This is a genomic window from Delftia deserti, from assembly GCF_042653485.1.
Lineage (GTDB): Bacteria > Pseudomonadota > Gammaproteobacteria > Burkholderiales > Burkholderiaceae_C > Comamonas > Comamonas acidovorans.
Map to the genome: position 1 here is coordinate 229,817 of NZ_JBHSIH010000001.1, position 24,450 is coordinate 254,266.

The 24,450-nt window shown below is 65.0% G+C and carries 24 protein-coding genes; 2 read left to right on the forward strand and 22 right to left on the reverse strand.

Annotated elements, in window-relative coordinates; all coding sequences use genetic code 11:
• Positions 1 to 78: 78 nt before the first annotated feature.
• From ACFPFG_RS01095 to ACFPFG_RS01115, 5 genes are all read right to left on the reverse strand, one after another.
• Positions 79 to 639, reverse strand: a complete 561-nt coding sequence (locus ACFPFG_RS01095; RefSeq protein WP_380104483.1) for a gamma carbonic anhydrase family protein — start codon at positions 637 to 639, stop codon at positions 79 to 81.
• On the reverse strand, positions 636 to 785 hold the full coding sequence (ykgO, locus tag ACFPFG_RS01100) for a type B 50S ribosomal protein L36 (RefSeq protein WP_182283136.1): 150 nt from the start codon (positions 783 to 785) through the stop codon (positions 636 to 638). Before ykgO ends, ACFPFG_RS01095 begins: the two co-directional genes overlap by 4 nt.
• A gap of 58 nt (positions 786 to 843) precedes the next feature.
• Positions 844 to 1,734 carry a GTP cyclohydrolase FolE2 gene (gene folE2, locus ACFPFG_RS01105; RefSeq protein WP_380104485.1) on the reverse strand — a complete coding sequence of 297 codons (891 nt, stop codon included), beginning with the start codon at positions 1,732 to 1,734 and terminating at the stop codon, positions 844 to 846.
• Positions 1,735 to 1,780: 46 nt separating this feature from the next.
• Positions 1,781 to 3,001, reverse strand: a complete 1,221-nt coding sequence (gene zigA / locus ACFPFG_RS01110; RefSeq protein ID WP_380104487.1) for a zinc metallochaperone GTPase ZigA — start codon at positions 2,999 to 3,001, stop codon at positions 1,781 to 1,783.
• A 66-nt stretch (positions 3,002 to 3,067) separates the two neighbouring features.
• Positions 3,068 to 3,466 carry a transcriptional repressor gene (locus tag ACFPFG_RS01115; RefSeq protein WP_380104489.1) on the reverse strand — a complete coding sequence of 133 codons (399 nt, stop codon included), beginning with the start codon at positions 3,464 to 3,466 and terminating at the stop codon, positions 3,068 to 3,070.
• Positions 3,467 to 3,820: 354 nt separating this feature from the next.
• On the opposite strand from ACFPFG_RS01115, the gene ACFPFG_RS01120 reads away from it, so the two are divergent.
• Positions 3,821 to 4,030: a hypothetical protein gene (locus ACFPFG_RS01120; RefSeq protein WP_016445961.1), complete on the forward strand. Its 210-nt coding sequence runs from the start codon at positions 3,821 to 3,823 to the stop codon at positions 4,028 to 4,030.
• A 111-nt stretch (positions 4,031 to 4,141) separates the two neighbouring features.
• Entirely contained in the window at positions 4,142 to 4,489 is a 348-nt protein-coding gene (locus ACFPFG_RS01125; RefSeq protein WP_012205474.1) for an RNA recognition motif domain-containing protein, read from the forward strand.
• Positions 4,490 to 4,829: 340 nt separating this feature from the next.
• Here ACFPFG_RS01125 and ACFPFG_RS01130 read toward each other — a convergent pair whose 3' ends face one another.
• From ACFPFG_RS01130 to ACFPFG_RS01210, 17 genes are all read right to left on the reverse strand, one after another.
• Complete coding sequence (locus ACFPFG_RS01130; protein WP_380104492.1) at positions 4,830 to 5,078, reverse strand: DUF2274 domain-containing protein; 249 nt, start codon at positions 5,076 to 5,078, stop codon at positions 4,830 to 4,832.
• Entirely contained in the window at positions 5,075 to 6,355 is a 1,281-nt protein-coding gene (locus ACFPFG_RS01135; RefSeq protein ID WP_380104494.1) for a TraB/TrbI/VirB10 family type IV secretion system protein, read from the reverse strand. Before ACFPFG_RS01135 ends, ACFPFG_RS01130 begins: the two co-directional genes overlap by 4 nt.
• A 2-nt stretch (positions 6,356 to 6,357) precedes the next feature.
• Positions 6,358 to 7,371, reverse strand: a complete 1,014-nt coding sequence (trbG, locus tag ACFPFG_RS01140) for a P-type conjugative transfer protein TrbG (RefSeq protein ID WP_380104496.1) — start codon at positions 7,369 to 7,371, stop codon at positions 6,358 to 6,360.
• Positions 7,368 to 8,072: a conjugal transfer protein TrbF gene (gene trbF, locus ACFPFG_RS01145; RefSeq protein ID WP_380104498.1), complete on the reverse strand. Its 705-nt coding sequence runs from the start codon at positions 8,070 to 8,072 to the stop codon at positions 7,368 to 7,370. Before trbF ends, trbG begins: the two co-directional genes overlap by 4 nt.
• 30 nt (positions 8,073 to 8,102) lie before the next feature.
• Positions 8,103 to 9,455 (reverse strand): P-type conjugative transfer protein TrbL, encoded by a 1,353-nt coding sequence (gene trbL / locus ACFPFG_RS01150; protein ID WP_380104500.1) that lies wholly within the window; start codon positions 9,453 to 9,455, stop codon positions 8,103 to 8,105.
• Between the two features lie 12 nt (positions 9,456 to 9,467).
• Positions 9,468 to 10,223: a P-type conjugative transfer protein TrbJ gene (gene trbJ, locus ACFPFG_RS01155; RefSeq protein ID WP_380104502.1), complete on the reverse strand. Its 756-nt coding sequence runs from the start codon at positions 10,221 to 10,223 to the stop codon at positions 9,468 to 9,470.
• On the reverse strand, positions 10,220 to 12,685 hold the full coding sequence (trbE, locus tag ACFPFG_RS01160) for a conjugal transfer protein TrbE (RefSeq protein WP_380104504.1): 2,466 nt from the start codon (positions 12,683 to 12,685) through the stop codon (positions 10,220 to 10,222). The genes trbJ and trbE overlap by 4 nt, the downstream gene beginning before the upstream one ends.
• 9 nt (positions 12,686 to 12,694) lie before the next feature.
• The gene (locus ACFPFG_RS01165) at positions 12,695 to 12,979 is read right to left on the reverse strand and encodes a VirB3 family type IV secretion system protein (RefSeq protein WP_380104506.1); all 285 of its coding nucleotides are present in this window, start codon (positions 12,977 to 12,979) and stop codon (positions 12,695 to 12,697) included.
• Positions 12,976 to 13,359, reverse strand: a complete 384-nt coding sequence (locus tag ACFPFG_RS01170; protein ID WP_380104508.1) for a TrbC/VirB2 family type IV secretion system protein — start codon at positions 13,357 to 13,359, stop codon at positions 12,976 to 12,978. Before ACFPFG_RS01170 ends, ACFPFG_RS01165 begins: the two co-directional genes overlap by 4 nt.
• Positions 13,356 to 14,408, reverse strand: a complete 1,053-nt coding sequence (gene trbB / locus ACFPFG_RS01175; RefSeq protein WP_380104510.1) for a P-type conjugative transfer ATPase TrbB — start codon at positions 14,406 to 14,408, stop codon at positions 13,356 to 13,358. The genes ACFPFG_RS01170 and trbB overlap by 4 nt, the downstream gene beginning before the upstream one ends.
• A complete protein-coding gene (locus ACFPFG_RS01180; RefSeq protein WP_380104512.1) occupies positions 14,405 to 14,869 on the reverse strand; it encodes a CopG family transcriptional regulator in 465 nt (154 codons plus the stop codon). Before ACFPFG_RS01180 ends, trbB begins: the two co-directional genes overlap by 4 nt.
• Positions 14,866 to 16,869 carry a conjugal transfer protein TraG gene (locus tag ACFPFG_RS01185; RefSeq protein WP_380104514.1) on the reverse strand — a complete coding sequence of 668 codons (2,004 nt, stop codon included), beginning with the start codon at positions 16,867 to 16,869 and terminating at the stop codon, positions 14,866 to 14,868. Before ACFPFG_RS01185 ends, ACFPFG_RS01180 begins: the two co-directional genes overlap by 4 nt.
• A 208-nt stretch (positions 16,870 to 17,077) precedes the next feature.
• The gene (locus tag ACFPFG_RS01190; protein WP_380104516.1) at positions 17,078 to 17,341 is read right to left on the reverse strand and encodes an EexN family lipoprotein; all 264 of its coding nucleotides are present in this window, start codon (positions 17,339 to 17,341) and stop codon (positions 17,078 to 17,080) included.
• 44 nt (positions 17,342 to 17,385) lie between these two features.
• Complete coding sequence (locus tag ACFPFG_RS01195) at positions 17,386 to 18,279, reverse strand: LysR family transcriptional regulator (protein ID WP_380104518.1); 894 nt, start codon at positions 18,277 to 18,279, stop codon at positions 17,386 to 17,388.
• Positions 18,280 to 18,483: 204 nt separating this feature from the next.
• Entirely contained in the window at positions 18,484 to 21,603 is a 3,120-nt protein-coding gene (locus ACFPFG_RS01200; protein WP_380104520.1) for an efflux RND transporter permease subunit, read from the reverse strand.
• The gene (locus tag ACFPFG_RS01205; RefSeq protein WP_380104522.1) at positions 21,600 to 23,108 is read right to left on the reverse strand and encodes an efflux RND transporter periplasmic adaptor subunit; all 1,509 of its coding nucleotides are present in this window, start codon (positions 23,106 to 23,108) and stop codon (positions 21,600 to 21,602) included. Before ACFPFG_RS01205 ends, ACFPFG_RS01200 begins: the two co-directional genes overlap by 4 nt.
• Before the next feature lie 14 nt (positions 23,109 to 23,122).
• Positions 23,123 to 24,310 (reverse strand): TolC family protein, encoded by a 1,188-nt coding sequence (locus ACFPFG_RS01210; protein WP_465251917.1) that lies wholly within the window; start codon positions 24,308 to 24,310, stop codon positions 23,123 to 23,125.
• Positions 24,311 to 24,450: the final 140 nt, after the last annotated feature.

The window sequence follows — 24,450 nt, forward strand, 5'->3', positions numbered from 1 at the left end:
CCCGCACCGAGGGTGTCGTACCCCTCCCGCGCAGCGAGAGAGGGGGAAGCGGCGTAGCCGCTCAGGGGGTGCTTTGTTCTAGAACTCATTGTGGATGGCCTTGTAGCCGCGCACCAATTCGTTGTTGGTGCGGACCACGTCCTCGGAGAAATCGCTGGCGTCCGCGGGCACCTGGGCCAGCGTGGACAGGTCGGTCTCCGGGCCTATGCGCGCGGTGGACGGCACATAAAAGCCCGGTGGCAGGTGGCATCCATCGACCACGGCGTTGTAGCGCACCACGCAGCCGTCATCGACCACGCAATTGAAAAGCACGCTGTTGAAGCCGATGAACACGCCACTGCCCACGGTGCAGGGCCCGTGGACGATGGCGCGATGGGCGATCGAGCTGTGCTGACCCACGCTGACGCGCGCGCCGGACTTGGAGTGGATCACCACCCCGTCCTGGATGTTGGAGTGCGCACCGATCACGATGGGGTCGATGTGGCCGTCCGCATCCATCTCGTCGGCACGGATCACGGCGTAGGGGCCGATGAAGACGTTCTCTTCCACGATCACCAGTCCGCACAGGATGGCCGTGGGGTCCACGAAGGCGCTGGCATGGATGCGCGGCAGGTCCCCGCGCGGGTTCCTGCGGATCATCCCTTGCGCTTGTTCTTGGCGCCGCCCTGGCGGGCCTTGAAGCGCGGATTGCTCTTGCAGATGACATAGGTGCGCCCGCGCCTGCGCACCACCTGGCAGTCTCGGTGGCGCAGCTTGGCTTCCTTGAGGGACGAGAGAACTTGCATGGAAAACTCCTTGGGTTGGACAAAAACGGATGCGGGACTGCTGGTCGCTGTTCGCGGCTCAAGCCCAGGCCACGGCGTCGTGCGGATGCAGGCTTTCCAGGTGGCGCACATGCACGCGCGGCTGGGCGTAGACGCCTTCCAGGGCCGCCTGTATGCGGCGCGCCGCATCCTCGACAAACATCAGGTTGCGGCCGTTGAGCGCGGCAAAGGCCTGCTCGTCGGCGCGCTTGACGGCGGTCTGCACGGGCGTGCCCAGCGCCTGCTCCACGCGGGCGATCAGGGGCAGGATGCCGAGGTCCGGCCCATCACAGCCCAGGTCCACGCTGACCCGGGCCTCGCTGCGCTGGCTGTGCGCCGTGGCCAGCGTGCCATGCCGGCGCAGCCAGGAGGCCACCTGGTCCGGCGCCACCAGTGATTCGCCCGCAAAGGCCTGCAAAAAGCCCTGCTCCAGCAACTGCCGCGACAGGGCCGCCGAGCAGGGGCAGGTCGAGGAATAGCCCACGCTCACCTGCAGCCGCAGCTGGAACACGCCCTCGGCCAGCGTGGCGTCCAGGCGCACGGGATAGGACTTCCAGCCCGACAGGTCGTGGGTGACCAGGGCGGGCCGCTGGGTCAGCAGGTCCAGCGACAGGCGCAGCCGGGCGCTGCAGCTTTGGCAGTCGAGGTGGCTGTCGATCATGGCCTGCAGCGCATGGCGCAGCGCCAGGGCAGACAGTGCGGATTCCTCGGCCAGGCTGTCCAGTTGCCGGTACAGCCGGGACATGTGTATGCCCTTGACATGGGCCGCAGGAAGATCGACCTGCACATCGGCACGCGCATGCAGCTCGCGCCAGTAGCCGGGCTCGGCCACGGTCACGGGCAGGTCTATGCCCTGCATGCCCACCCATTGCAGCGGGCTGAGGCTGGGCGCGGGATCGGTCAGGGAAACATCGGGAAGAGGTGCAGGCATTCAGGGCTCCATTGGCCGCGCCGACCCAGGCCGGCGCGGTATTCGCTCAATTCCAGTCGGGAAACGGGTTGTCCCATTGCGCCCAGGCCTGCGGGCCCAGGGCCATTTCTGCATCGGTCAGCAGGCAGTCGTCCAGGCGGGCGCGCAGCGCGTCCTCGTCCATGCCCATGCCGATCAGCACCAGCTCCTGGCGCGCATCGCCCACGCCGTCGACCCATTTGTCCAGGATGCGCTCCACGCTCTCGGGGTCGCGCGGCCAGCGCTCGGCCTCCACGGCTGCCCACCAGTGGCCAGCCGGTCCATGGCGCGCCACGGCGCCGGCCTGCGACCAGGAGCCGGCCATCGCCGGATGGCTGGCCAGCCAGAAAAATCCCTTGGAGCGCACCACGCCCGGCCATTCGCTTTGCACCAGGCCGAAGAAGCGCCGGGGATGGAAGGGGCGGCGGGCTCGGTAGACAAAGCTGGCAACGCCATAGGCCTCGCTCTCCGGCCGGTGCGTGCCACGCAATTCCTGCAGCCAGCCCGGCGCCCTGGATGCCTCCTCGAAATCGAACAGCCCGGTATCCAGCACGCGATCCAGCGGCAGCCGGCCGAAGGAGGCCATCTCCAGCCTGGCACGCGGGTTGAGTCCGCGCAGGATGGCCACCAGCCGCGCGCAGTCCTCTTCGGTGACCAGGTCGATCTTGTTGAGCACGATCACATCGCAGAACTCCACCTGCTCGATCAGCAGATCGACCACGGTGCGGCGGTCCTCCTCGCCCAGCGATTCGCCGCGCGAGCGCAGGCTGTCGCGCGAGCCGTAGTCGTGCAGGAAGTTGAAGGCATCGACCACGGTCACCATGGTGTCCAGTCGCGCCACATCGCCCAGGCTGCGCCCATCCTCGCCCGCGAAGGTGAAGGTCTCGGCCACCGGCAGCGGCTCGGAGATGCCCGTGGACTCGATGACCAGCTGGTCGAAGCGGTCCTCGCCCGCCAGCCGCGCCACCTCCAGCAGCAGGTCCTCGCGCAGGGTGCAGCAGATGCAGCCATTGCTCATCTCCACCAGCTTTTCGTCGGTGCGCGACAGGCCGGCCCCGCCATCGCGCACCAGGGCCGCGTCGATGTTGACCTCGGACATGTCATTGACGATGACGGCCACGCGCCGCCCTTCGCGGTTGTGCAGGATGTGGTTGAGCAAGGTGGTCTTGCCCGCGCCCAGAAAACCCGACAGCACGGTCACAGGCAATCGGGCATGCGGCGGCTGAACCGGCGCTACGGTATGCATCATGGAATCTCTCAAGCAGGGAAAGGGAGCACGCTGCAGGCACGGCAGCCGCGTGCGGCAGGCGGGGTCTCAGGCGTGGAGCGCGGTGCAGGCAGAGCACTTGCCATGCAGCTCGATGTTCGAATGGGCCAGCGCAAACGCATGGCCATGCGCCCAGCTGCCCAGGCAGCGGTTGAGCGCGTCGTCCACGAACTCATCGACCTGGCCGCAGCTGTCGCAGATCGCAAAGGCCGAGAAGTCATGGCTGCCCTCGTCCGGATGCGAGCAGCAGACATAGGCATTCAGCGACTCCAGGCGATGGACCACGCCCTGCTCGGCCAGCTTGTCCAGCGCGCGGTAGACCTGGGTGGGGGCGCTCAGCCCGTGGTCACGCAGTTGGTCGAGCAGTGCATAGGCCGTGCGCGGCGCACCGGCCTGGCGCAGGGCGTCGAGCACCCGTTGCTGGTTGGCGGTCAAAGGAGTGGGCATGGTGATTTCCTGGTCTGGCAAACGGCCGGCATGTTGAGTCATGTCAATTTTGTTAAGTTATAACATAACAAACCATCGCCTGCCAGGCAGGTTTTTACAATTAAAAAGAATATTAAGTTGCGTTTAAATAATCAACAGGATATAGTCAGCACCGTTGTCCAGACCCAATTACCTGAGTCGGCAACGACATCTCCCGCGCAACGGCTTGCCAGCCGCTTCCTGCAGGATGTCTTTCGCGACCTTTGTCGCCCAGTTGGTCTGTAGAGCTGCAGCCAACCGAGTTCCTAGATGCTCACGCAGGCCTGCTCAAGGCTGCGAACCTGACTGAACCACATTTCAAACACCGGCATTCCCATGGGCAAGTACGTCGTCTCGCCCTCGACACACCCGACCGACTGCGGCCGCTTCCGCGCCTCCTTCTCGGTCCATCGCTCCCAGGGCAACGGCAGCTACTGTCGCGTATTCCGTTTCGACAAGGCATTCGCCTCCAGCGAAGCGGCACGGCTGTTTGCCGTCACCCAAGGCTGGCTTCAGACCTGCATGCAGCACCCGCCTGCGTGCTGATGGCCTGCCTGCTGCGAACCCCCATCCATTCCCTGCTGCGGATTGCACAGTCCGCCGCCTGCATTCCAACGGTGCGCCCGTTTGCGCACATCTAATCAAAGAGGTTTTCCTATGACCACCAAAATCTACGTGGGCAATCTGCCCTACTCCGTGACCGACTCCAGCCTGGAAAGCAACTTTGCCGAGTTCGGCAACGTGGCCTCCGCCAAGGTCATGATGGACCGCGAAACCGGCCGCTCCAAGGGCTTCGGCTTTGTCGAAATGGCTTCTGCCGAAGTCGCCCAGGCCGCCATCACCGGCCTGCACGGCATGTCCGTGGACGGACGCTCGATCGTCGTGAACCTGGCCCGTCCCCGCGAAGAAGGCCGCAGCTCCGGTGGCTACAGCCCGCAGGGTTACGCCGGCAAGCGTTCGGACGTCGGCTATGGCAACGGCGGCCACGGCGGCGGTCGCTACTGATCACGGCGCAGCTTCCGAAAACCGGCTCTCTGGGCCGGTTTTTTTTCGCCTGCGGTTTTCTTTCCTGCCATTGCAGGCATGAAAAATGTCCGCTGTCAAGTTCTTTGTGAGACCGGGCCGCGGTACGAAAGGTCTTGTGGGGCAACAGGTTAGGCCAGATTTCGACCGTTGCGCGATCTTGCTTCTTCTGGAGCTAGGTGCCACATAGGTGCTTTGCGGTGGAAAGCCTGGGAGCATCGTAGCGGCCAAGATCGGGCTGTCATCATAGTTGTCCCTCGTCCACCAAATGGCAAAGGCGCAGCCGAAGGGTTGCGCTTTTGCTTTCGGGCGGCTGCAACAGTTAGGCCGGCTTCTGCTGGCCCGTCTTGGCGACGGAGCTACCCTTTCTAAATCCCCGATCCCCAGCCATGAAAGCCTCCAGCATGTGCGGGATCAGCGTCGTCGCATCCACGGCCTCGCCATACGCCTGGGCGTGCAGCGCCGCGTAGCGGTCGAGGTCGGCCTTCAAGCTGGCCGGGCACGCGAAAGTCAGCTTCGTGGATTCCAGTTTCGGCAGCGGCCCCAGCCGTAGCTTTTTGGTCGTGCTCATCGCATGGCCCCCCGGTTGAAGAACAGCGGCTGGTACGGCCGCAGCACCAGATCGCGGTTGACGATGATCCGCACCGGCAGGCCCGGCCGCTCGGTCAGCGTCGGCTGGATGTTCATGTTGCGCCGGGTCATCTCCTGGCCGACCTGGTTGACGCTGTCCTGCGCACTGTCACGCCCGGCGATCACGATGCGATTGCCGTCCTGTCGGTTCTGCGGCGCGGCTAGTTCGGCACCCACGCCCAGCAGCGTGGTCAGTGCCGCGCCGGCAAAGACACGATCCCAATGCCAATCGACACCATCCTCCAGGCCGGCGTAGCCGGCCGGGTCGGTGCCCGCCAGGTTGTCGAGCTTCAGCGAAGACGTGTCGGGCAGGATGATGCGGTTCCACACCACCTGCACGCGGCTCTGCCCGTAGCTCACCTGGCTGTTGTAGCGGCCCAGGATGCGTGAGCCCTGCGGGATCAGCAGGAATTTGCCCGTGGCCGTGTCGTAGACCGGCTCCGTCACCGTGCCGATCACGTCGCCCGGCAAGTCCGACTTGATGCCCGTGACCAGCGCGCCCGCAATCACGGTGCCCGCCATGACCTGGTACGGCGAAGCCGGCATTTGCAGATTGCCGGAATTGCGGGTTTCCGTAGAACCGTCTTTCAGGAAAGCCTCTTTCTGGTCTTGCCGGTTCTGCACAGCGGTGGGATCGCTGGGCTGGGCCGCCGTCGAGGCCGGCCCGGCCGCCAGTGGATCGAAGCCTGCCAAGGCGCTGTCGGGCGAAGCCGCAGCGACTTGGGCCGCGCTAGGCGCCGCGGCCTTTCCCTGATTGCCCGAGCGGAAGAACACCGTCGAAGCCGCTGCGGCATCGGCTTCCTTGCGCCGTGCATCTTCCGGGTCGTGGCCCGGCGGCGCATAGGCCGGTGTCACGGGCTGCTGCGACTTCACGATGGCCGGGCCGAGGTCACCCGGCAGCGGCGGCCCCAGCTCCGGCACCTTCGCCGGCAGCTTGGAATAGTCGGCAGGCAGGCCGTCCAGCCCTTCGGACTTCGACACACGATCCACGTTGTAAAGCTCGGTCTGCTCGCCAGCGCCGCGCCGATGCGGCTGCAATGACCAGATCGTGCCCGCGAGCACGGCGGCCGACAGGCCGCCGGTGAGGATGGCCAGCGTGCGCCGGTTCAGGCGCGTGACCGGGCGCGGCTGCGCGCGCAGCGCCATCGCCTCGGGCGCCACCTTGCCCGCCGAAGGCGAAGCATCCGAGGCATGGTCGGGAATGTCGTCCTGGTTCATGGTCAATTCCTCCGCGTGCCACCAGCAACCCCGTCCGTGCGCTTGATCCGCACCACGTCGCTCTTGTCTCCCCCCAAGCGCAGTTCCGCTGCACCAAACAGCCGATCCACGATGTAGTAGGGCGAGCGGAAGCGGTAATTCACCAACTGCCCGTCGCCCTGCGCACCGATGACGAACAGCGGCGGCAGTTCGCCCTGGGCGATACCCGGCGGGAACTGGATATAGACCTTCTCCCCGTCATCGAAAGCGCGCAGCGGCTTCCACGGCGGATTGCTGCCGCTGACCGCATAACGGAAACGGATCTTCTCCAGCGACAGGCCGGTATCGACCGGCGCGGCCGTCTGCGCGGCCTGCGCTTGGCGCTGCAGAGCCAGCATCTTGTCCTTCGGGTACTCCCAGGACACCGAGGCCATCCACGTCTTCTCCGTCGAGGTCAGCTCCAGCAAGTACGTCCTGCGGCTGGTGGTGATGACGAGATTCGTCTTCAGGCCGGATCGGATCGGCTTGACCATCACGTTCACGCGCAGCGCATCGCCGCTGCCGCTGGACGTGTCCCCCACGATCCAACGCACGGTATCGCCGGCGGCGACCGTCACCAGTTCCTCGCCCGGCTGGAGCGCGATCACGGTCACGCGGCCCACGGCCGCATAGACTTGGTACAGCGCGCCATCGGTGAAGGGCCAGACCTGAATGGCGTTCACATACCCCTCGCGCGTTGGCGCGATGCGCGCCTCGGCATTGGCGCGGGCCACGCGCACGGTTTCATCGGCGGGCTCCGCCGCAGGCTTGGCTTCATTGGCCTTGGGCACAGGCTTCATCTGTGCCGGCATCGGCAACACCTCGGGCACCGTGACCACCTCCACGGGCGCAGGCGGCTCGGGCAGGGCGTGGGCCTGCACCGGCTCATCGAGCGAAATCACAGGCGGCGGGGTGCCCTGCGTGGCGCAGCCCGCAAACAAAACGGTTGATGCCAGTAGGATCAGCGGCAAGGCGGATTTGCGTAAAAGTGCATTCATGGTTTTGCTCCTTCATTTCCTTCCAGTTCGCGGCTCCACGACAGCCCGTTGACGTAGATGCCCAAGGGGTTCTTGCGCAGGCGCTGCTCGGTGCGCGGGGTCTGCTGCACGATGGACACCACGGCGTTCCAGCGCTCGGTGCGATCCAGCGCACCGTTCACAAAGCGCGTCTCCGTCCAGCGCACGTTGAAGGATGTGTCGCTGGCACGGGTCACGCTGGCGATCTGCACCGTCACCGACTCCTTGCCGATGCGCGCGAACGGGTCATGGGTGCGGGCGTACTCATTGAGCGCCACGGCGCCCTTGTCGGTGGTGTAGTTGTAGGCATCGAGCCAGTTCTGCCGCACCACGATGGGGTCGATGGACAGCGAGCGCACCAGCGTCACGAAGCGCGCGATGTGGTGCGCGGTCTGCGCATCGTTGGGCCGGTACGGCGTGGCGGCTTCGCCCACGGCACGCACTTGGCCCGCGTTGTCCACCTCCACCACGTAGGGTGTCACGATGGACTGCGCCGAGCGCCACACCAGGCCGCCGGCCATCAGCAGCGCGAGCGTCAGGCACCCGAACGCCATCAAGCGCCAGTTCTTTGCCTGCACGCGCGGCGAGCCGATACGGTCGTCCCACACCTGGCCGGCAGCTTGGTACGGCGTGGCAGGCTGCGGCATGTCGGCGTAGCGCACCTGGGGTCTTTTGAATCGCATGAGTGTTCTCCTTGAGGATCAGGAATCGCTTCATTCATCGGGGTTGCGCAGGCTCGGGCCTTGGCTGGAGCTGCCACCATCGCCGCCGCGCAGCGTGTGGGCGGCCGTCGTCGCGGCATGGGTGAGTTGCTGCCTGCGATGCAGGCGCTTGGCCCAGGCGGGCTGGGCGGCGGCTGGCGAAGCGGTGGAATCGGCAGCGCCCTGTGAACCGCCGGATGCAGCGGCGTCATCGGGCCGGAAAGCGGCAGCGACGCGCTCCTTCATCGAGCGCGCGCCATCGACCACCTTCTGCCCGGTGGCCTGCGCGCCGGTCTTGGCGACGTTGCCCGCGCCCGCGGCTGCGCCCTTGAGGCCGCCGCCAGCGGAAGCGGAGCCGGTCTGGAAGACCGATTTCGCGCTGCTGGCGGCCCCAGTGGCAGCACGCGCACCGCTGCCGGCCAGCTTGGCGGCACCCGGTGCCATGCGTGCGCCAGCAGCCACCGCGCCACCGACGCCCGTGGCTGCGGCACCGACGGCCACGGCAGCGCCGGCGGCACCCAAGGCAGCACCGGCCATTGCCCCAGCGCCGAGCTGCGGCCCGCCGGAAACCAAGCCAGTGGCGATGCCCGGCCCGAAGATGCCCAAAGCCAGCAAGGACAGCGAGGCCAGCATGATGACCAGCGCCTGGTCGATGGAGGGTTCGGAACCGGGCGGTATCCTGAATTCGGCGAACAGACCCGAGCCGATGCCCACGATGACAGCCAGCACCAGTACCTTGATGCCCGACGACACCACGTTGCCCAATACCTTCTCGGCCAGGAACGCAGTCTTGTTCCAGAGAGCGAACGGCACCAGGACGAAGCCGGCGAGCGTGGTCAGCTTGAACTCAATCAGCGTGACGAAGAGTTGCACAGCCAGCACAAAGAAGCTGACGATCACCACGATCCACGCAAAGAACAGCACGACGATGGGCGCAATGTGGACGAACACCTCCGGAAACCCCGCCATCTCCTTGATCTGGGCGAGGATGGGCGACGCCGCGTCGATGCCGGCCTTGGCCAATCTCCCAGGCTGCAGGAAGTTGCCCATGCTCAGGGTTGAGCCGCTGGCCGTCAGGCCCAGTCCGGCAAAGGAACGGAACAGGATGCCGGCCAGCGCGTTGAAGTTGCCGATGATGTAGGCGAAGGCGCCCACATACAGCACCTTGCGGATCAGCTTGGCGATCACGTCCTCGCCCTGGCCGGTGGCGTGGCCCAGCGCCCAGAACAGCCCGGCGAGCGTCATGTCGATGACGATCAGCGTGGCCGTCAGGAACGCCACTTCGCCCTGTAGCAACCCGAAACCCGAGTCGATATAGCGCGAGAACGTATCGAGGAAGCGGTCAATGACCGCTACGTCGTTCATGGCGCCGCCCCGTCAGCGGCTGTAGAAGTTGACGGTCTGCGGCGTGTACGGCGTCCCCGAGCCCAAAAAGCGCCGCGTCACCTCGCGCCCGCGCTCTGCGGCTGCGGCCTGCCGCGCCAGCTCCAGCGAGGCCGCCCGCCCTTGCGTGAGCTGCAGCCGCTGGGTCTGAATCGATTGCTTGGCCTGCAGGGCCAGCAACTGGTTCGTGGCCTGCATTGCCTGCAGCGCACCGACGGCAGATTGGCTCTGGCTCACCAGATCGGCCAGCACCCCCTCGTCATCGTTGAGGTTCTCCGAGGCCTGGGCTTGCATCTGCATCGCAGTCTGCAGGCCATTCAAGGTGTTCTTCCATCGCTCCTGAGCGTCCTTGTACATCTGGTCGCCGCCGACGGTGGCCGCATACTGCTCGGGGTACAGACGCTGGAACATCTGGTTCATGTTCGTGACGTCGTACGCGAGTCCCTTAGCCTGCGCGATCAGCCGCTGGGTCAGCGCCAGGTTGCTGCGCAGGCGGCTGACCACGTTGAACGGCAAGCTGGCCAGGTTGCGCGCCTGGTTGATGAGCATCTGGGCTTCATTCTGGAGCTGGCGGATCTGGTTATTGATCTGCTCCAGCGTGCGAACGGCGGTGAGCGTGTTCTGTACCAGATTGGTCGGGTCGAGCACGATGTCGCCGACGCCGAACAGCGCGTGCGCGGGCTGCGCGATGCCGAAGGCGAGCACGCAGGCGGCCGTGAGCGCAGCGAGCTTGGGGGTATGCAGTTTCATGGTTGGTTCTCCTGTGCATAGGTGGGGATGAAGGCAGCACCCGGCGAAGCGCCGGGAAAATCGCGCAGCAGATCGGCCGCCCAATCGAGGCGGCGGTGGCGCAGCCAGGCGGCCGCGAACGGGGAGGAAGCAGAGGAAGCGGACGCAAGCACCGCATCCATGTCGCGCTGGTCCTGCGGCGAGGAAGCGCCCGCGAAGGCCAGCGTGGCCGGCCCCAGGTCGAGATCGAACAGGCGGTTGCCGAGACGGGATTGGTAGTAGTAGTCGCGCTTCGGAACTGCCGTGGCGACGATCTCGATCTGGCGCGAGTTGAGGCCGAAGCCCTCGTAGATCGTGCGAATCTGCGGCTCAGTCGCCTGCGGGTTCGGCAGAAAGATGCGGCTGGCGCAGCTTTCGATGATCGCGGGGGCGATGCTCGAATCCTTGATGTCGGCCAGCGACTGCGTGGCGAAGATGACGCTGACGTTCTTCTTGCGCAGCGTCTTGAGCCACTGGCGGATGCGCGCGGCGAATACCGGGTCATCGAGGAACAGCCACGCTTCATCGAGGATCAGCAGCGTGGGCGCACCGTCAAAGCGTTCATCGAAGCGAGCAAAGAGGTAATGCAGCACGGCCATGACGGCGGCCTTGCTGTGCATCAGCTCCTCCATCTCGAAGCACTGCACGTCGGCCATGCCGAGCCGGTCATGGTCGGCGTCCAGCAGCTTGCCGTGGGCGCCGCCCAGCACATAGGGCGCAAGCGCCTGGCGCAGCGCATTCGATTGCAGCAGCACCGACAGGCCCGTCATCGTGCGCTGCTCCACCGGCGCACCGGCGAGACTTCCCAGCGCCGACCAGATGGCCGCCTTCTCGTCCGGTCCGACGGCCACGCCCTCATGCCGCAAGCGGCCCTCGACCCATTCGTCCGCCCAGGTGCGGTAGCCCTCGCGGTCAATACGGGCCAAGGGCTGGAAGGCGATTTCTCCGTCCGTGCCCAGATCGTAGTGCTCGCCGCCCAGCCCCAGGATGGTGGCGCGCATGGAGCGGCCCATGTCGAAGGCAAAGATGCGCGAGCCGTGATAGCGGCGGAACTGCATCGCCAGCGTGGCAAGCAAGACCGACTTGCCCATGCCAGTCGGGCCGGCCACCAGCGTATGGCCCACGTCGCCGATGTGCGTCACCAGCCGGAACGGCGTGGCGCCATCGGTACGGGTGACGATCAACGGCGGGCCATCCAGATGCGCGTTCTTCTCCGGCCCGGCCCACACCGCTGATACCGGCATCAGGTGCGCCAGGTTCAGCGTCGAGACGATGGGCTGGCGCACGTTGGCGTAGGCGTTGCCGGGGATCGAGGACAGCCACGCATCCACGGCATTGAGCGTTTCGGGGATGGTGACGAAGCCCCGGCCCTGGATGACGCGCTCCACCATGCGCAGCTTCTCGTCGGCCACGGCGGGATCGGCGTCCATAACGGTGACAGTCGCCGTCAGGTAGCCGAAGGACACCTGATCGCTGCCCAACTCCTGCAAGGCCGCGTCCGCATCGGCCGCCTTGTTGCTGGCGTCGGTATCGACCAGCGGGCTTTCCTGCTGGAAGATCGTTTCGCGCAGCAGCGCGATGACGTTCTTCCTTTTCGCAAACCACTGACGGCGCAATCGCCCCAATTCCCGTTCCGCCTCAGCTTTGTCGAGGCACAGGAACCGAGTTGACCAGCGGTAGGCAAATCCGAGGCGGTTGAGGTCGTCCAGAATCCCCGGCCAGGTCGAGGTCGGGAAGCCCCGCACCGACACCACGCGCAGGTGCTGGTCGCCCAGCATGGGCGCCAGGCCACCGATCAGCGGTGCATCGGCCAGCAGCGCGTCAAGGTGGAATGGCACCTCGGGCACGCCCACGCGGTAGCGCCGCGTGGAAATGGTCGAGTGCAAATAGGTCAACGTCTGCTCGTCATCGAGCCACGCGATTTCCGGCATTACGCCATCGAGCAGATCAAAGACACGATCGGTTTCCGCCACGAAGGCCGTCAGCCGTTCGCGCCAGTCCACGCCATTCGTCGGCGTGTTCTCGTAGAGCATCTTGGCCGCGCGGGCACGGGATTCTTCCGGTGGCAGGTACACCAGCGTCAGGTGATAGCAGCTCTCGAAGTGGTTGCCCGAGTCCTCGAAGGTGGCGCGGCGTTCCTCGTCTACCAGCCACGACAGCGATTCGGGAAACTCCGAGTGCGGATAGTCGGCCGCAGGCCGGCGCTCGGCCTCGATGAACAAGGCCCAGCCCGAACCGAGGCGCCGTAGCGCATTGTTCAAGCGCGCGGACGTGGCGATCAGCTCGCCTTGCGTCGCACTGTCCAGGTCAGGCCCGCGAAACCGGGCCGTGCGCTGGAAGCTGCCGTCCTTGTTCAAGACGACACCCGGCGCCACCAGCCCGGCCCAGGGCAACCAGTCGGCCAGCAACGCGGGCCGCTGGTGGTATTCGGCAAGGTTCAGCATGGCATCACCTCACACGTCCAGCAGCGGCTTGTGCTTGATGTGGCGGGCGAAGACCTGCATGAACTGCGGATCGACGCGCGCGCCCCAGACCGCCAACGCATGGCCGGCGATCCAGAGCACCACGCCCGGAATCCACAGTTGCAGGCCCAGCCCGACGGCGGCGGCCAGCGTGCCGTTGGCAATCGCCACGGTGCGCGGCGCACCGCCCAGCAGGATCGGCTCGGTCAGCGAGCGATGCAGCGGAATTTCGAATCCATTGGCGAACCCGGCCGCGAAGGTATCCGGGCCGTTCATACGACGGCCCCGCCGGAGAAGCTGAAGAACGACAGAAAGAACGAGGATGCGGCGAACGCGATGGACAGGCCGAACACGATCTGGATCAGCTTGCGGAAGCCGCCCGACGTGTCGCCGAAGGCGAGCGCGAGGCCCGTGGCGATGATGATGATGACCGCGACGATGCGCGCCACCGGCCCCTGGATGGATTCGAGGATGGATTGCAGCGGGCCTTCCCACGGCATTGAGGAACCGGCGGCCTGCGCGGTGCCGGTTAGGAAAAGCAGCAGCGCGGCCAGCATCAGACCCTGCCCCGCAGGGCGGGCGAGACTGCGCAGCCGTGCAAGGCGCAAAGCCGGATTTACGGAAAAACGGAAAGCAGGAACGATCATCTGCGTCATGGCAGTTCTCCAGGTTGGTCAGGGGACGAGGAAGTCGCCGCAGCGGGTGCGGCATCGGGAATCGGCGGCAGCTCGGGAAACGAGGGCTCCATCGCGTCCGCCAGTTGGTAGCCCACACCGTCGAAGCCGACGACGCGGGCGATGCTCTCGATGCGGCGCTTGCGTCCGCGCCCGGCGATGTGGATCACCACGTTGACCGCCTCGGCGATCAGCGCACGGGGCGGGTTCACCGCCACTTCGAGAATCAGTTGCTCCAGGCGCAGCAGCGCGCCGAGCGCGGAGCCGGCATGGATGGTGGCGATGCCGCCGGGGTGGCCCGTGCCCCACACCTTGATGAGATCCAGCGCCTCGGCGCCGCGCACTTCTCCGACGACCACGCGGTCAGGCCGCAGGCGCATGGACGAGCGCACCAGATCGGTCATGGACACGACACCTTGCCGCGTGCGCAGCGGAACGTGGTCGCGGGCCGCGCATTGCAGTTCCACCGTGTCTTCGAGTACCAGCACGCGGTCGCCCGTGGCGGCGATCTCGGCCAGCAGCGCATTGGCGAGCGTGGTCTTGCCGCTGCTGGTGGCGCCCGCGATCAAGACGTTCTGGCGCTCGCGCACAGCGCGAACGAGAAAGCCGGCCTGGGCGGCGGTCATCATTCCCTCCTCGACGTAGCGCTCCAGCGGAATCACGCCGATGGCGCGCTTACGCAGCGCAAAGGCCGGCCCCGGCGCAGCGGGTGGCAAGATGCCCTCGAAGCGTTCGCCGGTTTCGGGCAGCTCGGCGGATAGCAGCGGTTGGCCGCGATGCACTTCCGCGCCGACATGGGCCGCCACCAGGCGGATGATTCGTTCGCCATCGGCCTCGGGCATCTCCACGCCCATCGGCGCACGGCCCGACGACAGCCGATCCACCCACAGGGTGCGATCGGGGTTGAGCATGATTTCCACCACGTCGGGGTCTTCCAGCGCAGTGGCGATCAGTGGCCCCATTGCCGTGCGCAACATCTGGATGCGGCGGTCGAGCGACGTGGCGCTCATGGATTGGGGAACGGCGCTCATGACGCACGCTCCTGCGCCTGCGTGGCTGTCGCCGTGTCCTCCATGCGCATCGGGTCGGGATGCAGTTCCTCCACCACGTCGCGCACCAGGCTGCGGCCCCGCATCAGGTGGCGGCCAAGCTGCTCGGTGAACTGCTCGAAGCGCGCCTTGCCCTGCGCGCGAGCCGCGTCTTGGTGCGCCTCGGGAACCGGCGTGCTGACGGTCAGGTAGTAACGGATGAACAGCGCCAGCGTCTCGATGGCAATGTTCTGGTCGCGCTCCATGCGCTCGGCCTGGCGCGACAAGCGATCAAGGCGCTTGGCGATGGCTGCCTCGCGCTGGTCGGCCGCATCGGGCGATAGCCACGATGCGAGCGCCGCCGCGACGATGGATGACTTGGACACGCCTTTCTTGGCGGCCAGTTCATCGAGCCGCTGGGCGTGCTCGGGCTGGATAAAGAGGTTCAGGCGGTAGTGGCTCATAGCTCGATTCCGTCGTTGGGGTCGAGGGAAGCCAGCCGGGCCGTGCGCTGCAGGGCCGGATCAAGCTGGCGCGGGAGAGGAAGCGGCAAGTCGTCGTCGTCATCGAGCAGGCCGAGGTCGGCCGTGCTCGCGGTCAGCTCGGGGTCGTAGGCGACGGTTTCGGAGAGTTCTGGCTGGCGGCGTGGGCCGCCGTCGTCGGCGGAACCTGCAAAGCCTTCGCCGGCATCGGCCGCTGACGCAGCGGGCACAGCAGGAATCGCCAGCCCGCTCCAGTCGTCGGCGCGCGCTGGCGGCGCGTCGGCATAGCTGCCGGCAGCGAGCGCAGGCGGCGCCAGCACGCGCCGCTTGAAATTGGCGTCTGCGTAGTAGCGCAGCTTCTTGGCCTTGATCGGGGGCAGGCTGGACACCATCACCACCGAGTCATCGGGCGGAAGCTGCATCACCTCGCCCGGCGTCAGCAGCGGGCGGGCCGTCTCCTGGCGCGACACCATGAGATGGCCCAGCCACGGCGCGAGCCGGTGGCCGGCGTAGTTGCGCTGCGCGCGCAGCTCGGTCGCGGTGCCGAGCGTTTCGGAAATGCGCTTGGCGGTGCGTTCGTCGTTCGTGGCAAACGTCACGCGGACGTGGCAGTTATCGAGGATGGAATGGTTCTGCCCATACGCCTTGTCGATCTGGTTCAGGCTTTGGGCTATGAGGAAACTGCGGATGCCGTAGCCGGCCATGAAGGCCAGTGCCGTCTCGAAGAAATCCAGGCGCCCGAGCGCCGGGAACTCGTCGAGCATCAGCAGCAGCTTGTGGCGGCGCGCAATGCCGTCGGAGCCGTCGAGCGATTCGGTGAGGCGCCGGCCGATCTGGTTGAGGATCAGGCGGATCAGCGGCTTCGTCCGCGAAATGTCCGAAGGCGGCACCACCAGATACAGCGATACGGGGTGTTCGGCGGAAATCAGGTCGGCGATGCGCCAGTCGCAGCGCGAGGTGACTTCGGCCACCGTGGGATCGCGGTACAGGCCCAGGAACGACATGGCCGTGGACAGCACGCCGGAGCGCTCGTTGTCGCTCTTGTTGAGAACTTCGCGCGCGGCCGATGCCACCACCGGATGCGGGCCATCGCCGAGGTGCGGCGTGGTCATCATCCGGTGCAAGGTCAGCTCGAACGGGCACGCCGGATCGGAAAGAAAGTTCGCCACCCCGCGCAGCGTCTTGTCTTCACCGGCATAGAGCACATGCAGGATGGCCCCGACCAGCAGCGCGTGCGAAGTCTTTTCCCAGTGGTTGCGCTTCTCCAGCGCCCCTTCGGGATCGACCAGGATGTCTGCGATGTTCTGCACGTCGCGCACCTCATGCGCGCCACGCCGTACTTCCAGCAGCGGGTTGTAGGCCGCCGACCGGCTATCCGTCGGGTTGAACAGCAGGCAATGCGAGAAGCGCGAGCGCCAGCCCGCGGTGATGTTCCAGTTCTCGCCCTTGATGTCGTGGATCACTGCGGACGCGGGCCACGAAAGCAGCGTCGGCACCACCAGGCCCACGCCCTTGCCCGAGCGCGTGGGCGCGAAGGTCAGGACGTGTTCCGGGCCTTCGTGCCGCAGGTACTGGCCGTGATGTTGGCCGAGGAAGACGCCCACCGGGCTCGATAGTCCCGCCTTACGGATGTCCTCCGCATTCGCCCAGCGCGCCGTGCCATAGGTCGTGACCAGCTTGCTTTGCCGAGAGCGCCAGATCGACATGCCAATCGCCACCAGCACGGCGACAAGACCGCTGCCGCCTGCGATGGCGCCGCCGGTGTCGAACACGCGGGGCGCGTAGGCGTCGAAGAAGAACCACCATTCGAACAGCCGCCACGGGTGGTAGACCGGTGTGCCCAAAAAGTCGAACCACGGCAAGCCCAGGCGTAGCTGGTAGCCCAGGGCCGCTGCCGTCCATTGCGTGGCGCTCCACACTCCGACGATCACGATGCCGAATACGACGGCGATCTGACCGAACAGCACGTTCGTCCCTTGCATCCCAGCCTCCAGTTACGGCACAACAACGTGCCGCAGGCATCAGGATCAAGGCGCGCGTGAGGGCCGGTCAAAGACCGTTATCGGGACGTAGATGCCGAAAAAAAGCATCGTTTCAGGCTGGGACGAATGCCGGGTAAAAGCCGCGCGGAACGGCGCACTGCGGCGTATCAAGCAGAAAATCGCGGACTCGTTGCAGACCGCAGACAAGTCAGAACTTGGGCGGCTCCTTGGGCGGGGTATAGGGCACTTTGCCGTCACCAAAGAAGCGCTTGTTCGTGGCCTCGGCGACGTTGTTGCACAGCGCGTCACCCAGCTTCGCGCGATCCACCTTGCATTGCTGTCGGAGTTCCTTCAGTCGTTCTGGATTCGCAGCCAGCGACTCCACCGTCTCAATGGGGGTAGGCGGAGATGACTTGCCACACGATGCCAGCAATGTCGCTAGAGACAAGAAAGCGATGATCTTGGGACTCATGACATGTTCCTCCTAGGTTCAACGTGAGGAAATAGATCGACGTGTCATGCGTCGTCCGATCCAAGGGATGCCAGCCGCTCAATGAAACGGGCTAGCGCCTGAGAGGGCTCCGCATCCCGCCGCAACAGGTAGGTGGCTAGCATCGGAGGCTGTCCAGCGAGTGAGCGGCCCACCACGTTAGGCTCGCGACTGAAAGCAATATGGGCAGCCCCGGCAAGCCCCAGAGCCAAGCCTGCAGATACCAGTGTCATCATCACATCGAAGGTGGCCACTCGCTGAACGATCAATGGCTCCTTGTCTTGCCGACGCAGGACTCGATCAACTTGGCGCGCATGCCCCTCACATATAGCGGGATCACCAATGACGAGAGGATAGCGCAGCACTTCCTCCAAAGGGATTTGCCTGTAGGACAGCACAGGGTGGCGAGCAGGTACCGCCACCATCAATTCATCTTCCCAGGCCAATTCAACAAGGATGCCGCCATCTACTTCGTCCGCCATTGAGAAGCCCGCGTCATACAGGTCGTCATGCAATCCCTTGAGTTGCTGAGCCAACGGCACCTCGAACAAGCGAATCTCGATTTCTGGGTCTTCCTCCCGGCAGCGAGCAAGAAGCGCAGGCAGACGAGACGGGGTGATGCCATCAGATAATGCGATGCGCAGTTGCCCTTGAAAGCCGTTGGCGGCAGCATTGACACTCTCCCTTGCTTGCTCCAGCGCAGCGAAGACGCGCGGCACATGCGCGAGGAACAACTTGCCGGCCCGAGTCAATCGCGTGCTACGGGACGTTCGGACGAAGAGTTGTGCGTCAAGGTCTTCTTCCAGTTCTTTGATAGCACGCGAAAGAGGCGACTGCTCAATATGCAGTTTTTCCGCTGCACGTGCGAAATGGAGTTCCTCCGCGACCGCTAGGAAGCAGCGAAGATGTCGCAATTCCATGAGTTAATTCCGCCGTAAAAGTCGATTGCTAGGATTGCAAATTCATTCTTCATGCGGCTCCTGACAAATCAATGAGCGGATGATTATTTTTTTGTCAGACTCCGTGAGCCGAGAAATTTCTGAAGCGACGTTAATTCCTCCAAGAGAAACTCTCCTTCTGACGAGAAGCAGGGTTTCATCGCAAAACCCCGCCAATTTTCCAAGCTAGCGAGGCTTGCGCATCAGCACATAGGCAGCCGGGATCACGAATAACGACAGCAGCGGTGCCGTCACCATGCCACCGAGCATCGGTGCGGCAATGCGGCTCATGACCTCCGATCCTGTGCCGCTGCTCCAAACGATGGGCACCAAGCCGGCCAAGATGACCGCCACGGTCATCGCCTTGGGCCGCACACGCAGCACAGCCCCTTCACGAATGGCGTCCAGCAGTTCCTCCGCAGTGGGTCTTCGGCCATCCGGGCAGCGCGCCTCCAGGGCATGCTTCAGATAAATAAGCATGACCACCCCAAACTCTGCCGCAACACCCGCCAGTGCGATGAAGCCGACGCCCGTGGCGATGGAAAGGTTGTAGCTCATCAGGTACAGGAACCAAATGCCACCCGTAAGGGCAAATGGCAATGTCGCCATGATTAGACCAGCTTCGTCGAGACGGCTGAACGTCAAGTACAGCAAGACAAAGATGGTCAACAAGGTTGCCGGCACCACCACCTTCAGGCGTGCATTGGCTCGCTCCATGTACTCGAACTGTCCAGAGTATGTGATGCTCACCCCCGGCTCCAGTTTTACCTGGCGGCTGACCGCATCACGCAGCTCGTTGGCCACCGATGCCAAATCACGCCCGCGTACATCGACGTACACCCAACCTGATGGCCGAGCGTTTTCGCTCTTGAGCATAGGTGGCCCATCGGTGATCGCAATACGCGCCACCGTGCCTAGCGTGATCTGCTGGCCCATGGGCGTGAAGATCGGCAGTTGCGCAAGCCTCTGCGGTGAGTCCCGCCATTCGCGCGCATAGCGCAGGCTGATGGGAAAGCGTGCCAGCCCTTCGACAGTTTCCGACACGTTTTCACCGCCGATGGCGCCGGCAACGACAGCCTGGACATCGGCGATGTTCAGGCCGTAGCGCCCTGCCGCTACGCGGTCGATCTGCACGTCCACATAACGGCCACCCGTCAGCCGCTCAGCCAATGAGGAAGACACTCCCGGAATTCCCTTGGCGATCTGCTCCACCTTTGCCGCGATGCGGTCGATTGCGTTCAGGTCGTTGCCGGTCACCTTGACCCCAATCGGGCTCTTGACGCCGGTGGCCAACATGTCGATGCGGTTGCGGATGGGGGGAATCCAGATGTTGGACAGCCCTGGAATCTTCACGGCGCGATCCAGCTCCTCAATGAGCTTCTCCGGCGTCATGCCGGGGCGCCATTGCTCCCTGGGCTTGAGCTTCACCGTGGTCTCGAACATCTCAAGAGGCGCGGGATCAGTGGCAGTTTCCGCGCGCCCCGCCTTGCCGAACACGCGCTCCACTTCGGGCACCGTCTTGATCATGCGATTGCTGATCTGCAGCAATTCCGAGGCCTGCTGCGCAGACAATCCGGGCAGGGCCGAGGGCATATAGAGCAGGTCCCCCTCGTCCTGCCGGGGCAGGAATTCGCCGCCGAGCCGGGCCAGCGGCCAGGCTGTGGTCGCCAATGCCAGCACCGCAATCAGCAGCGTCGCCTTGGGCCGGCGCAGCACCCACTCCAGGCTGGGCCGGTACACCGCGATCAGCATGCGAGTGATGGGATTTTTCTGTTCGTCGGGAATATGCCCACGAATCCAGTAGCCCATGAGCACGGGAATCAGCGTCACCGACAGGCCCGCCGCTGCCGCCATGGCGTAGGTCTTGGTGAACGCCAGAGGCCCGAACAGGCGCCCCTCCTGGGCTTCGAGGGTGAAAACGGGAACGAACGACAGCGTGATGATGAGCAGCGAGAAGAACAGCGCCGGGCCGACTTCCTCCGCAGCCTGCGTGATCACCGCCCATCGTTCCTTTCCCTGCAGCCGCTGGTCCGGATGCGCGTGCTGCCAGGCCTCCAACTTCTTGTGCGCGTTTTCGATCATGACCACGGCCGCATCCACCATCGCGCCCACGGCGATGGCGATGCCTCCCAACGACATGATGTTGGCATTGATTCCCTGGTAGCGCATGACAAGGAAGGCCGTCATCACCCCCAGCGGCAACGAGATGATGGCCACCAACGCGGAGCGCAGGTGCCAGAGGAAAACTGCGCAGACCAGCGCCACGACCAGGAACTCCTCCCCCAGCTTGGCCGTGAGGTTGCGGATGGCCCGCTCGATCAATGCGCTGCGGTCGTAGGTCGTGACGATTTCGACCCCTTTGGGCAGGCTGCCCTGCAGTTGCGCCAGCTTGGCCTTGACGGCGGCGATCGTCTCCTGAGCGTTCTTGCCCGAGCGCAGGATCACGATACCGCCCGCGACCTCTCCCTCCCCATCCAGCTCGGCGATGCCGCGCCGCATTTCCGGCCCGATCTGGAGCGTCGCAACGTCACCCAGTCGCACAGGCACCCCGCCGCGCGCCACCAGCGGAATCTCGCGGAAATCATCCAGGCTTTTGAGATAACCACTCGCACGGACCATGTACTCCGCCCCCGCCAACTCCAGAACGGAACCGCCGGTTTCCTGGTTGGCGTTCACCAGCGCCGTGCGCACCTGTTCTTGGCTGAGCCCATAGGAAGCCAGCTTGATCGGATCAAGCACGACCTGGTACTGCTTGACCATGCCGCCCACCGAAGCGACCTCCGCGACATTGGGCAGGCTCTTGAGCTCGAACTTGAGGAACCAGTCCTGCAGCGCGCGCAGTTGCGCCAGATCGTTCTTGCCCGCGCGGTCCACCAGCGCATACTGAAAGATCCAGCCCACCCCGGTCGCATCAGGCCCGAGCGCTGGTTTGGCCGTGGCGGGCAAGCGGCCCTGAACCTGATTCAGATACTCCAGTACCCGCGAACGCGCCCAGTACAGGTCGGTTCCGTCCTCGAGCAGAACATAGACGAACGAGTCCCCGAAAAAAGAAAAGCCGCGCACCGTTTTGGCCCCCGGAACCGACAGCATGGTGGTGGCCAATGGATAAGTGACCTGGTTCTCGACGATTTGTGGTGCCTGTCCGGGGTAGCTGGTGCGGATGATGACCTGCACGTCGGAAAGATCGGGCAACGCATCCACCGGCGTACTGCGAATGCCCCACACGCCCCAGGCCGCGAGCATCGCGGTGGCCAGCAACACCAGAAAGCGGTTGGCCACGGACCATCGAATCAGTCTCGCGATCATGGGGCGCTCCTCTCGATGCGGGTGATCACGTAGTCATCTCCTTGCTGGGAGAATGTGAAGCGCACTCGCTGCTGCGGAGCCAGTCCTGCAGACAGTTGGGGGTTGGCCAGCTTGAAGCCCATGGTCATGGCTGGCCACTTCAGCCCAGGAACGGCATCGTGCGCCAATGTCACTTCGTCGGAAGACACTTTCTGCACAACCCCATTGACCGTGAACGTCTGCCCTGCAGGCGCTGAAGGCACTGACGCGGCCGGTCTCGCCGTTCCTGCCGGGTTAGCGTCGGCGATTGATCCCGCAGGAACTGCTCCTCGCAGGCTGGCTTCCGAGTCGATCAGGAATTGAGCCGAAGCGACAACCTGCTGCCCAGGCTCCAGTCCGCTTTGCACGACGAGTTGGTCACCGATTTCGGCGCCGAGCCGGACCTCGACAGGATGGAACTTGCCGGGGCCATCAACGACATATGCCAGGGCTCGCCTGCCGGTACGGATGATTGCTTCGCTGGGCACCAGCAGCGCGCTTTGCTCGCGGCCCTGGAGCGAGATCTGTCCAGACATGCCGGCCTTGAGCCGCTGTCCGGGATTGCCCATCTCCAGCCGCACGCGGACGGTGCGGGTATCCCGGTTGGCCTCCGGCAGGATGCTCACGATGCGCGCCTTCAGCACCTCGCCGGGGAATGCCGCCAGCCGGACTTGCGCCTCCTGTCCCGCCTGCAGTGGGCCGCTCTGAGCCTCGGGCACGGCGGCTTCGATCCATACGGTGGCCAGACCATTCACACGCGCCAGGCTGGCGCCTGCCGTAACGGTCATCCCTTGGCGCACCATCAACTCGGCCACCAGGCCTCCTTGCGGAGCCGTGACCGTGTACACCCCCCGCGGTTCACCGGTGCGTTCCACTTGGTTCACCAAGGCCTGGGGCATGCCCAGTAGCAGCAGCCGTTGCCGGGAGGCGGTCGTCAGCGAGGAGTCTCCCAGCGACCGAACTGCCAGAAACTCGCGTTGCGCAGCCACCCACTCTGGCAGGAGCAGATCGGCCAGTGGCGCCCCCGCAGCGATGACATCACCGGCAGCCCTCGCATACACCCGTTCGACAAAGCCCGCAGCACGGGCTTGGACGATGCTGACATCACGGTCATTGAGCAACACGGTGCCGACCACATCCAGGTCTGCCCCGATCAAGCGCTGCACGGCCTCGGCCGTGCGAAGGCCCAGCGCCTGCACCGTCCGGGCGGACACGCGGACTCCAGCATTGTCTTGCGCATCCTCGTCCGCGTACTTGGGCACCAGCTCCATGTCCATATAGGGGGACTTGCCGGGTTGATCGAACTTCTGGGTCGGCACCATGGGGTCATACCAATACAGCACCTTGCGGTCAGTCTGAGGGCTGGACTCTGCCGCAGAGCCAGCCTTGCCTGCGCCACCTGGGAACCGCTGGGCGATACCCAAGCCAATGGCAATGCCCGCGGCAAGCACGGTCAGGCCCAAGAGGATTTTTCTAGAGATGTTCATGGGGAGTTCTCCGCTCAGTCCGCGATCAGGCTATTCAGCTTCGCGATGAGAGCATCGCGCTGTGCATGGAGATCGATCAGACGCATGCGCGCCTCAAGTACTTGAGTGCGGGCACTGAGCACGCTGCCCAGATCCGCCTTGGCGGAGCGATAGTTGCTCAACGCCAGTTCCGCGCGCTCTTGCGCCAGTCGCAGTCCGGTGGATTGCAATCGTTCGATCTGCTTGTCAAGCGCCTGTAACTCCGCGGCGCTATCGTCCAGTTCCTGCAGATGCCGCCGCGCCACATCCTCTTGCTCGACCTCCAGGCGCTCAAGCTCGCGCTGCTTTGCCTGGATCATGGGCGTCTGACGCCGGTCCTTCTGCCAGGGAAGATCAAATGTGACTTGAAAGGACACCATGTCACCCCATTGACGGCCGCGCCGGCTGTAGGCGATCTCCCAGGACCAGTCACCACGGGCTTCCGACTGCGCTTCATGGGACTCGGCACGGGCCATGCTTTGCATCGCCGGGTACAGTTCAAGCTCGGCGTGGTTGGAGAGATCGGAGCGCAATTGAGCGACAGGCCGGGTCAGGGGGCCGGGGCTGCCCTGCAGTGGTTCGTCGGCTCGGGAGCCTACCCACCGGCGCAGCATCGCCCGCGCCTTGGCCCGGTCCCGTTGCAAGTCATCACGCCGGTCCGACAGGACCAGGGCTTCCTGTTGAGCAACCAAGAGGTCGCCAGCCTGGGCGGAGCCGCCTGCTACGCGGGCGGGCAGACTGTGCTGCAGGCGCTGGTTTTCTGCCAGAAGCTCTGTCAACAGCAAGTCTCTCTGCTCAACCGCTTGTGCGGCGATCCATGCCAGGCTCAGCTCCTGCCGGATCTGCAGGCGCTGCAAGACCAGTGCCGCGCGTTCCCGCTCGACCCGGGCCTGGGCGCTGGCCACCTTGGCATTGCGCTTGGCCTGGTTAGGCACTTCCTGCATGAGGGCCAGGCGCTGCATCGTCATGAAGTCGCGCGTCAGGCTCCAGCGATCCATGCCACCGGTGGGAAGGTTTTCGATGCCCACTGAGAGCTTGGGGTCGGGGAGCGAGCCGGCTGCCTTCTGCGCGGACTCGGCGGCGTCGATTTGCAACCGCTGAGCGGAAACGCGCGGGCTCTGCTGCTCGGCGATTTCCCGCGCTTCGGCAAAGCTAAGGGCGCGGGCAGGAAGCGCAACGAGCATGCTGCCCGCCAAGGCAATACTCAGAACGCTCAGCCGATGTGTCCATGTTGGGCAGGTGTCCGCACCTGCTACACCACGGGCAAACGCAAGGCTGCGCTCGCCCGGAGTCCCGGGGGAGGGAATAAACATGATGGTCCTCG